Raw genomic sequence first — 9,223 nt, 5'->3', positions numbered from 1 at the left:
TTACATTGAGCCTGTAATAGAGATCTTCCCTGAAATTGCCTGACTTCACTTCCTCATCAAGACTTTTGTTCGTTGCTGCTATTATCCTTACATCTATGTCCACCGATTCAAGGGATCCTACAGGATATATCCTGTTTTCCTGCAGAGCCTGCAACAGCTTTGCCTGGAGGGAATGATTCATGTCACCTATTTCGTCTAGAAACAGTGTTCCTCCATCTGCCACTGCAAACTTTCCCTTTTTTCCGCCCCTTGCAGCACCTGTGAATGCTCCACCGACATATCCGAAGAGCTCGCTTTCAAGGAGATTTTCAGGTATGGCTGCCATGTTTATGGCTACGAAAGGCTTGCTCCTTCTGGGACTGCTCTCATGAATAGCTTTTGCAAATATTCCCTTGCCGGTTCCGCTTTCACCCTGTAAAAGTACAGTGGACTTTGATGATGAAATCTTTCCTGCAATTGTCATCGTTTTCATTATTGCACTTGAAGATCCTATGACCTTGTCGAAGGGATCATGTCTTCTTTCAGCCGCAGTGAGCTCTCTTTGAAGAGCCTTTACTCTGCTTATATTGTTTATGACCATTGTGCAGCCTTCTATTTCTTCAAGATCGTTTTTATTCTGGAAGACTGAAAGGCTTACGCTTACTGTATTTATGGAACATTCACTACTTGAAATGCTTTCATTCTGCCCCTTGAGGACCTTATGGACAGTATCCAGACAGACTTTGCCTGGATTTAGTATACCAACATCTTCACCCTCCGCATCCCTTGAAGTTGCATGGATTCCCTTTCCTTCGAACTTCCTTCCCTTTAGAAGGTTTTCAGCTGTTTCCTTCCTCCTGCTGTATCCCGGGGACTGATAAAACTTAAGGTCCTGGCTATCCCTGTCAAAAACCACAGTCAAGCAGTTGAAGTTCTGAAAATCCAGTTCGAACCTCTTTCCTCTCGATTCCACATTGATAGTCCGGCTAATCTCGTTAACTTCTGCAAATACACCACTTCCATCATTCAACTCGTGCCTAAACTCCACAATCCTGTCCATCTTTCCCGGGTGTACTGTTTTATAAACACCTGTACCCTTTTTACCTCCCAAAGTTCCAAGGGCAATGACGGCATCTCCTATTTCAATCTTTTCGATATCTATACCTATTTTCTCAAAGTCTGCAAAGGTTAGAGTCTCCCTGTCGACACCTATGCCATTACAGGCAAATATTACAATGTCCCCCCTAACCACCTTACTGGAAGGATGATCCCAACCTCTTCCCAGGTCTATGCCAAACATCTCCTTTGACGAACTGTTCATATATCTTATTTTCCTGTCACTATCTAGTATTACAACTCCCTCTTCAATCTGTTCCAGTATCCTGCTAGCAAGTTCATAGTTCATAAAATCTCCCACATGGTGATTTATTAATTTTATACCTTTCAATTCATTATATTTAGTATTACAGCAAATAATCTTTCCGTAATATATATTATATAAAAACATCCAGGAACTGTCCACATTTATGAACAAAATTACAACAATTAATGTAATTTAATATATTTAACTTTCCAAGGCAAAGACACAGCGACTATTTTTATAATAAAAAACACAGGATAAACTTCGAAAAAATGATGGATATAAACAAGAAAGAGGGATATAATTACTTCATAATATTTACGAGCAACATCGCATTACATAAAGGGTCAATTCCGACCAAGACCGAAAAACAATGATAGCGCTCTTATATAGAAGGGAGATACTACATATGACGACAACTATAATAATGAGTATGGTAATACTTGTTATAGCCATAACAATGTCCATGGTGGGAAAGGGAGGCGGAAACTTCTACGTTCTAGCTATGGTACTTGCAGGTATTCCAATGCACAATGCAGCTACCACCTCACAGCTGATTATGATGGTAACGGCTCTAACATCCATGCTTATCTTCCACAAGCACAAGAAGGTGGACTGGAAGCTTGCCCTAGTAATTGATCCACCAACCAATATAATGGCCTTAGTAGGTGGATATTTTGCAGGTTATTTGGATGGAGATACCCTTAAAATAATATTCGCAGTAGTGCTGGTTATCGTTTCTGTCTTCATGTTCATACCAGTAAGGGAAAAAAACCTGAAGAAAAGCGGCTTCGGATACTGGCACCGAAAATTCGGAGACAGCGAATATACAGTAAATCTTTGGATTACCATTCCCTTAACTGCAGCAATCGGTTTCTTCTCAGGAGCTGTTGGAATGTCCGGAGGTGCTTTCAAGATACCACTCATGGTACTTCTATGTGGCATACCAATAGAGATAGCCGTAGGAACATCTGCCGCAATGGTTGCCGCTACAGCTCTAATGGGGTTTATCGGTCACAGCCTGCACGGCGATTTCAGCCCAGAAATGGCAATACCCCTTACTATTGCAGCCGTCCTTGGAGGTATCATAGGAAGCAGACATGCCGTTAAGAGCAAGTCACTAGACCTTCATAGAATATTTACAGCCACAAATATTTTGGCTGCGGTTACTATGATCCTCAATATTTTGATTAGAAGATAATACAAATTACAGTATAAATGAAATTACAAAAAAACATCCCCTGCCAACGGTTGGCAGGGGATGTTTTTTATTGCTATTATGTTGTTTATCTTCTCGAAATGTTCTTAAGATAGTTTATTCCGTCTTTTGTGATAATCATGCTGTTTATGAAGGATATGCCTATCTTGCTTCCAACGCCTTCTCTGGCAAACCTTACACCTTTGATGAGTCCGTCGTTTTGAAGACCTTCCAGAGTGATATTGTAAATATCCTTTTCTATTTCCAGTTCCTTAAAACTAACATTCTTTTCCATATCAGGACGATCCTGCTGATGCTCGTCGTAGATTTTAACAAGAAGCATGTCCTTGAGTAATAAATTTTCTTCCATAATTCCTCCAAATACTCTTTCACCTCATATATTTTACTAGGAGACGGTCTCCTTGTCAATGAAAAGCTTGTTGTTTAAACTTGCAAACCTGCTGTAAAGACATTGAATTTTTTACTCGGCCATGTGATAATTAAGTAATACCCCAAACATAAAATGTAAAAATCGGGAGACAACTGGAAAGATAAAACATATAGGATTTTCATTCCACGACAAGTTTGATGTCTTCAAGGAAATCGTTGATGGATATGACTGGGAATTCTGCCTCATCCAGAAGTAGGTCTTCTACTGAGTGGGATGAATGAAATAGCACAAATAGACGAGAATATCGAAGGGGCAGATAAGGCCTATCCTGGAACATTGACTGAAAAAGGAATCCGCCACCATAGACAGAGTAAAGGAAATCTATCAGTCGAGAATGACAGTGGACTGTACATACTGTCAGTACTGCATGCCATGTCCCACTTTTGAAGTATAGGTCGAACCTTTTGCAGTGATTTAATTACTTCATTCTTCATTGTTAATCTCCTGTTTGTTGTTATATTTAAACCCTATTTCAGAGGTTTTATCTGCTATCATACCACCTATGTCAACTTTTGGAAGTTCAATTCCAATGGTTTCCTTCAATACATCCTCTACAGTTTCCATGAAGAGGAACTCAATATCATCCTTTACATAGTCAGGTATATCCCTAAGATCGATTTCATTATCCTTTGGAAGAAGAATCTTCCTTATTCCCGACCTGTGGGCTGCCAGTACCTTTTCCTTGATTCCTCCAACAGGCATGACTCTTCCACTTAGGGAAATCTCACCCGTCATAGCTGTCTTTGAATCAACACTTCTGTCAGTAACAAGGGATGAAATGGCCGTTAGCAGCGTAACTCCTGCAGAAGGTCCATCCTTTGGTATGGCTCCTGCCGGAACATGGATATGAAGGTCATAATTATTAAGCACCAATCCCTTCAGACTAAAAGCCAGTCTTGAACGTACAAGACTCTGTGAAATCTTTGCCGATTCCTTCATTACATCTCCAAGCTGCCCTGTCAAAATAAGCTGACCATTTCCAGGCATCATTGTTCCTTCAATGAAAAGTATGTCTCCGCCAACTGGCGTCCATGCAAGTCCTGTTACAACTCCCGGCGGATTGATTTCGCCGACTCTGTCAAATCTTGCTGTCTCACGTCCGAGAATATCCTCTAGCATATCTTCCCTTACCTGGTAGGATTCTTCATCATTTCCAGATATGATTTTTTCAGCACAGGTCCTTGATATCTTGGCAAGCTGCTTCTTAAGACCTCTAACTCCGGCTTCCCTTGTATACTTCTGTATTACAACAGTCAAGACTTCATCCTCGATCTCAAGCATACTTTCTTCCAGTCCATGTTCCGCAACAACCTCGGGAATCAAATGTTCCTTTGCTATATTGAACTTTTCATATTCCGTATATCCGCCTATTTCAATTATTTCCATCCTGTCCCTTAAAGCTACTGGAATGGTGGACAGGTTGTTGGCAGTTGCTATAAAGAATACATCAGACAAATCATAGGGTGCATCCAGATAATGGTCGAAGAAAGTGTTGTTCTGCTCAGGGTCAAGTACTTCAAGCAATGCACTTGAAGGATCTCCCTGTCCATTTGCTATCAGTTTGTCTATTTCATCCAGTACAAATACAGGATTTCTTGTTCCAGCCTTCTTTATACCCTGGATTATTCTTCCAGCCATAGCACCTATATAGGTCCTTCTATGTCCCCTGATTTCCGCCTCATCTCTTACTCCTCCAAGACTTACTCTAACATATTCACGATTCAAAGACTTGGCGATGCTTTTTCCCAGACTTGTCTTACCTGTTCCGGGAGGTCCCACAAATAGCACTATGGAACCCTGCTTGTTCTTCTTAAGTTTCATTACGGCCATATGCTGGATGATTCTTTCCTTGACCTTATCAAGCCCGAAATGCTCCTTGTCAAGTATCTTCCTTGCTTCATTAATGTCGGATTCTTCAATTTTACTCTTGCCCCAGGGAAGTGATATAATCAAATCAAGATAACTTTGTATCACATTTGCTTCGGAACTTTTATCTCCCTGCCTTTTAAGCTTATCAAGCTCCTCCAGTGCAATCTCTTCAATATCTTCAGGCATATTGGATTCTTCAATTAGTTTTTTGTAATCCTTCTTCCTACTTTTTTTCTCGCCTTCAGTTTCACCAAGCTCTTCCTTTATGGCTTTAAGCTGTTGTCTAAGCATGTTTTTTCTATAGTTTTCATTCATATCCTGGGTCAGCTTCGATGTGATTTCCATCTGAAAACTAACAGATTCCTTGTGTCTGATTATAAGGTCCAAAAATTTCAAACTCTTGTCTTTCAAAGAATCAATTTCAAGGAATTCCTGTCTTTCCGAAGTAGTAAGATTCACATAGGGCATAATATATGCAATGACATCTATAATATTGTCCATAGCCTTCATCTTCTCCAAAAATACTTCAGAACCTTTAAAATTCTTACTTGTCTCGGCTACTATTTTCCTGACCTGCTTAAGAACCTCTTTTTTATTCATATCATCAAGGTCATCTACTACACTGTTCAAATCATAAATAACCCTTAGTCCATCATCTTCAATATAGATTTCCGTTGACTCTATTCTTTCGACTGTATCAAGGGTCAAGGTATAACCGCTCTTATTCTTGTCACTTTTTATCAACTTAACAAGAGTTCCAATCCTATGAAAATCCTCTGTTTCATAATTAGCTTTTGCCTCACTGTCTTTCAACGCCACTACTACAGCATAAGAATCATCATGAACCATTTTTTCATATATTCTCTTTCCTGCTTTTTCACTGAGCTTCACCTTTATGTTTCTACCCGGTAAAAGCACTGTATTGGGCAATATCAGAAGAGATAAATCTCTTTTTACATTCTCTACCATCTTTTTAACCTCCACTTGCTACATAATCATTCAAGCATAGTTAGTTTAATTTAACCTAACCTAACCATTTTCATAATTTTTTCTATTATTTTACCTTTTCTATCAATTCAATAAACTTTTCGATTTCATTTTCATTCAGATTGCCTACTATCCTGTCAACCAGTCTAGATACAGTGATTTCGTCAACTCTGGCAATTTTTTTCCCTCTTTCAGTCAATTCAAGATAATAAATCCTTCCATCATTGTGGCACTGCTTCTTGTATACGCAGCCAATTGCTATAAACTTCTTAACCATTTCCGTAACAGAAGGTTTGGATAGGTCAAATATCTTTGCAAGCTCGCTGCTTGATATATGCTCATGTTTGTCTATTTGCTTCATGTATTCCAGCTGCTTTATTGTCAGCCCCGACATGTCCAGCTCATCTATTACGCTACAGGAACATTCTCCCTTTATTTTGAAGAAATTGATACATGTTTCATAAAGCCTTTCCTTATTATCCAAATTATCACCTCTTTAGTTAGTTAGGTTTGAACTAACCATATATTAACCTATAAATCGAATCTTGTCAACAACAATTTTTCTCAAAACATGCTGACTATCACCATATTTAAAGGTACTCCACAGGGAGTACCTTTAACATTATTAACAGATTTACATGGACTTGTCCACAATTTATGGCACTTACTAACAGGTTGTCCACCGTTATTGCCTCTAATCCAGTCTTACTTCTTCTTATGGTTCCTGATTTTATCAGTCCTCATCCATCTCAGGGTCAGGGAAATTATAGTATTCCTCGTCAGTATAGCCGAAATAATTCTTCCTCACTTCATCAGTGATTCTTTCATATTTATACCTTTCTTCTCCCTCAAGATAATTATTGTATGTATTGAGTGCTACATCGTGGGCTACGAAATCATCGCTTATTTCAACAACATGGGGATCAACAGACCAGGTAGCCTGGGATTCCTCTCCTCGTGAAACGACACCCGAAACAACATATTTGTCATCAATTACGACTATGATGAACCTTTCATCCTTTTCTGCAATATATCTTTTCATCCTCCTGTGAGTTACAAGATCTTCATATGGATTGTCATATCCGAAGTACATGCCTCTCAGAATAACTCCACTTTCAACAATACCGTCTACCTCAGTCTTTAAATCTAGAAGCTCCTCATCCCATATGGATAGTACAACTCTTTTATTAGCATCCTTTAAAAGAACTTTTATCATCTTAAGAATTTCATCTCTTCCTCTAATAACCTTGGGTTCAAAATCATTTTCCTTTGAGTTATAAAGGTTTGTAGTATATTCACCTACAGACTCTATCACAGACTCGAAATCCTTTTTCAGTTTCTTCAAAAGAAGGGAAGGCTCAAGAGGTGAGTAAATAGTCTTGTTGTTGCTTTCCTGTTCAAATACTATCTGCTTTCTCTTTAGTCCATTAAGTACCTCGTAAATCCTTGATCTAGGAATTCCAGAGCTTTTGCTCAATGCATATCCGTTTATGGGATATTCCTTCAAAAGCGTAAGATAGGCCTTTACCTCATACTCAGTAAGACCAAGGCTTTTCATCTGCATAATTATTTCTTCCATATGGTTACCTCCTGAATTCTATAAATACATCAGTACCAGATATACTGCTGCAATGGATCCAGCCACAGTCACTATTATTCCACCTCTGAAGTAGCTGTATATAGCTGCAAAGCCAATTCCTACTGCAGATGCAACGGGCTTTTCAGGTACAGCTCCTATTGCTCCTGGAATTATAAGTGCTCCAAGGGCAGTGTAGGGAACATATTCTAAAAATCTCTTCACCTTAAGGGGCAGCGGCTTTCCCGATATAAGAATGAAGGGAATTAGCCTTGGAATATAAGTTACTATTGTCATCCCCAAAACGATTGCCATTATATTATTCATTGCTCTTCACCGCCTCTACGCCCTTCTTTAAACCGATTTCTTCTTCATTTATATGGTTGTTGTTCTCATTCAATTGTTCATATTCCAGTTCATACCTTCCATAGATAAATACTCCTGCAGCAGAAACGACTATAATGGATATAACTATACCCCATCCCTGGGGCATACCCATAACAGATACCAGGATGCTGTTTACAATTCCCGATAATGCTGCCAATATTATGGCCTTTCTTGTCTTCTTGATTTCCGGTACAAGTAGTGCTACAAACATTGCATAGAGGCCTATGTTCATGCTCTGTTGAAGCATGGTCGGCATTATGCTTCCTAGAAGATATCCCGCTCCCGTTCCTGTTCCCCATCCAAGATAGGCTATAATCTGAAGTGGCAACATGTATTTCTCGGTAAGCCTTCCTTCTGCGAAAGATGCAACGGAAAAGGTCTCGTCAGTAACAAAAAATGCCACTATTGGCTTGAAAATGGGATTGGAAAATTCAATCTTTGTTGACAGGGAAGAGCTCATGAGGAAATGACGAAAGTTAAGAAAAAAGGTTGTCATTATTATCTCTGCGGCACTTGCTCCCATTGTTATCATGCTGACAGCAATGAATTGGCTTGCTCCTGCAAACACTATGAAGGAAAAGGACAATGTCTCCAGCAGGCTCAATTCTGCTCCCTTGGAAAGAATTCCAAAGGCTATTGCAATTGAAAAATATCCTATAAACATGGGAATACTCGCCTTTAGTCCATCACTTATATTAAGTATTTTCGTATTATCTGTTTTATTCATAATTTCTCCTACGCTAAGCTATTTCATTGCGTCACCCGCGCAAGCTGGTGTTTTTGCCATCCGTCTTAGTGACTATTATAGTAACCACTATGTTTTTTGTCAAGTGTGAAGTCTTTTTATTTCCTCTACATATACGGTATAATACAATCATATGAATTCATAATGCAAAAATGTACTCCTAATCGAGAGTACCTTCCACATTTTTTGAAATTTTCAGTTTTTTATCCACAGTTGATGTGGTTTATCCACACTTATGCTGCTCTTGATTTTTTTCTAGTTTCATATTTTGCTATAAATACTGCTGCCACTATACCAACCGCCAGAATAATAAATGCTACACCAAATCCAGATCTCTAAGTTTTGACAAGATCTTCGATACTTTCGGCTGGGGCTCGCCAAAAACACCACAAATCCCACAAACTCAAAGCTCTTCCTTGTTTAATACCATAATAACTCGGGAGTTTGACAATTGCATATTCCTTACTTAGTGTCTACTGAATAAGTATTGTTTTTGATTAAACTGCCATCGCAAAAGGATATTTGCTGAAAAACAGCAAATTCCAAACAAATTCAAAAATAGAGCGTGAAGAAATCTTGAACAGATTCGTCACAAATATAGACAATGAAATTGCTGTCATTGCATCAATGGAAATTAAGGACGAAATTTAGGAGTAATATAGATGGTAATA

9 protein-coding genes are annotated in these 9,223 nt (G+C 38.9%); 2 read left to right on the top strand and 7 right to left on the bottom strand.

All coding sequences use genetic code 11. From position 1 onward, the window contains the following. The coding region (locus tag AC3AX0_RS03075; protein ID WP_487548839.1) for a sigma 54-interacting transcriptional regulator at positions 1-1,384 on the bottom strand (1,384 nt) is incomplete at its 3' end. Positions 1,385-1,748: 364 nt separating this feature from the next. Between AC3AX0_RS03075 and AC3AX0_RS03070 the strand changes: the two genes are divergently transcribed. Further along, the gene (locus AC3AX0_RS03070; RefSeq protein WP_487548838.1) at positions 1,749-2,540 is read left to right on the top strand and encodes a sulfite exporter TauE/SafE family protein; all 792 of its coding nucleotides are present in this window, start codon (positions 1,749-1,751) and stop codon (positions 2,538-2,540) included. Between the two features lie 85 nt (positions 2,541-2,625). Here the strand turns inward: AC3AX0_RS03070 and AC3AX0_RS03065 are convergent, their stop codons facing one another. Further along, a complete protein-coding gene (locus tag AC3AX0_RS03065) occupies positions 2,626-2,907 on the bottom strand; it encodes a YjcQ family protein (protein WP_487548837.1) in 282 nt (93 codons plus the stop codon). Positions 2,908-3,201: 294 nt separating this feature from the next. Between AC3AX0_RS03065 and AC3AX0_RS03060 the strand changes: the two genes are divergently transcribed. After that, positions 3,202-3,375: a hypothetical protein gene (locus tag AC3AX0_RS03060; protein ID WP_487548836.1), complete on the top strand. Its 174-nt coding sequence runs from the start codon at positions 3,202-3,204 to the stop codon at positions 3,373-3,375. A gap of 36 nt (positions 3,376-3,411) precedes the next feature. Here the strand turns inward: AC3AX0_RS03060 and lon are convergent, their stop codons facing one another. The 5 genes from lon to AC3AX0_RS03035 all read right to left on the bottom strand — a co-directional run bounded on the left by lon (position 3,412) and on the right by AC3AX0_RS03035 (position 8,534). Continuing rightward, positions 3,412-5,826 carry an endopeptidase La gene (gene lon, locus AC3AX0_RS03055; protein WP_487548835.1) on the bottom strand — a complete coding sequence of 805 codons (2,415 nt, stop codon included), beginning with the start codon at positions 5,824-5,826 and terminating at the stop codon, positions 3,412-3,414. 85 nt (positions 5,827-5,911) lie between these two features. Next, positions 5,912-6,328 carry a MarR family winged helix-turn-helix transcriptional regulator gene (locus tag AC3AX0_RS03050; protein ID WP_487548834.1) on the bottom strand — a complete coding sequence of 139 codons (417 nt, stop codon included), beginning with the start codon at positions 6,326-6,328 and terminating at the stop codon, positions 5,912-5,914. Between the two features lie 249 nt (positions 6,329-6,577). Beyond that, on the bottom strand, positions 6,578-7,423 hold the full coding sequence (locus tag AC3AX0_RS03045) for a TrmB family transcriptional regulator (RefSeq protein WP_487548833.1): 846 nt from the start codon (positions 7,421-7,423) through the stop codon (positions 6,578-6,580). Between the two features lie 18 nt (positions 7,424-7,441). Next, positions 7,442-7,747 carry an AzlD domain-containing protein gene (locus AC3AX0_RS03040; protein ID WP_487548832.1) on the bottom strand — a complete coding sequence of 102 codons (306 nt, stop codon included), beginning with the start codon at positions 7,745-7,747 and terminating at the stop codon, positions 7,442-7,444. Beyond that, positions 7,740-8,534, bottom strand: a complete 795-nt coding sequence (locus tag AC3AX0_RS03035; protein WP_487548831.1) for an AzlC family ABC transporter permease — start codon at positions 8,532-8,534, stop codon at positions 7,740-7,742. The genes AC3AX0_RS03040 and AC3AX0_RS03035 overlap by 8 nt, the downstream gene beginning before the upstream one ends. Positions 8,535-9,223: the final 689 nt, after the last annotated feature.

The sequence above is a fragment of the Dethiosulfatibacter sp. genome (genome assembly GCF_983023055.1).
The sequence above is the reverse complement of the archived record's forward strand: the minus strand, read 5'-3'. Positions and strand labels throughout refer to the sequence as shown.

Bases quoted from the DNA above. Each gene is read 5' to 3' on its own strand.
- AC3AX0_RS03065 (WP_487548837.1), bottom strand. From the start codon at position 2,907: ATGGAAGAAAATTTATTACTCAAGGACATGCTTCTTGTTAAAATCTAC.
- AC3AX0_RS03070 (WP_487548838.1), top strand. From the start codon at position 1,749: ATGACGACAACTATAATAATGAGTATGGTAATACTTGTTATAGCCATA.
- AC3AX0_RS03035 (WP_487548831.1), bottom strand. From the start codon at position 8,534: ATGAATAAAACAGATAATACGAAAATACTTAATATAAGTGATGGACTA.
- AC3AX0_RS03045 (WP_487548833.1), bottom strand. From the start codon at position 7,423: ATGGAAGAAATAATTATGCAGATGAAAAGCCTTGGTCTTACTGAGTAT.
- lon (WP_487548835.1), bottom strand. From the start codon at position 5,826: ATGGTAGAGAATGTAAAAAGAGATTTATCTCTTCTGATATTGCCCAAT.
- AC3AX0_RS03060 (WP_487548836.1), top strand. From the start codon at position 3,202: ATGAATGAAATAGCACAAATAGACGAGAATATCGAAGGGGCAGATAAG.
- AC3AX0_RS03040 (WP_487548832.1), bottom strand. From the start codon at position 7,747: ATGAATAATATAATGGCAATCGTTTTGGGGATGACAATAGTAACTTAT.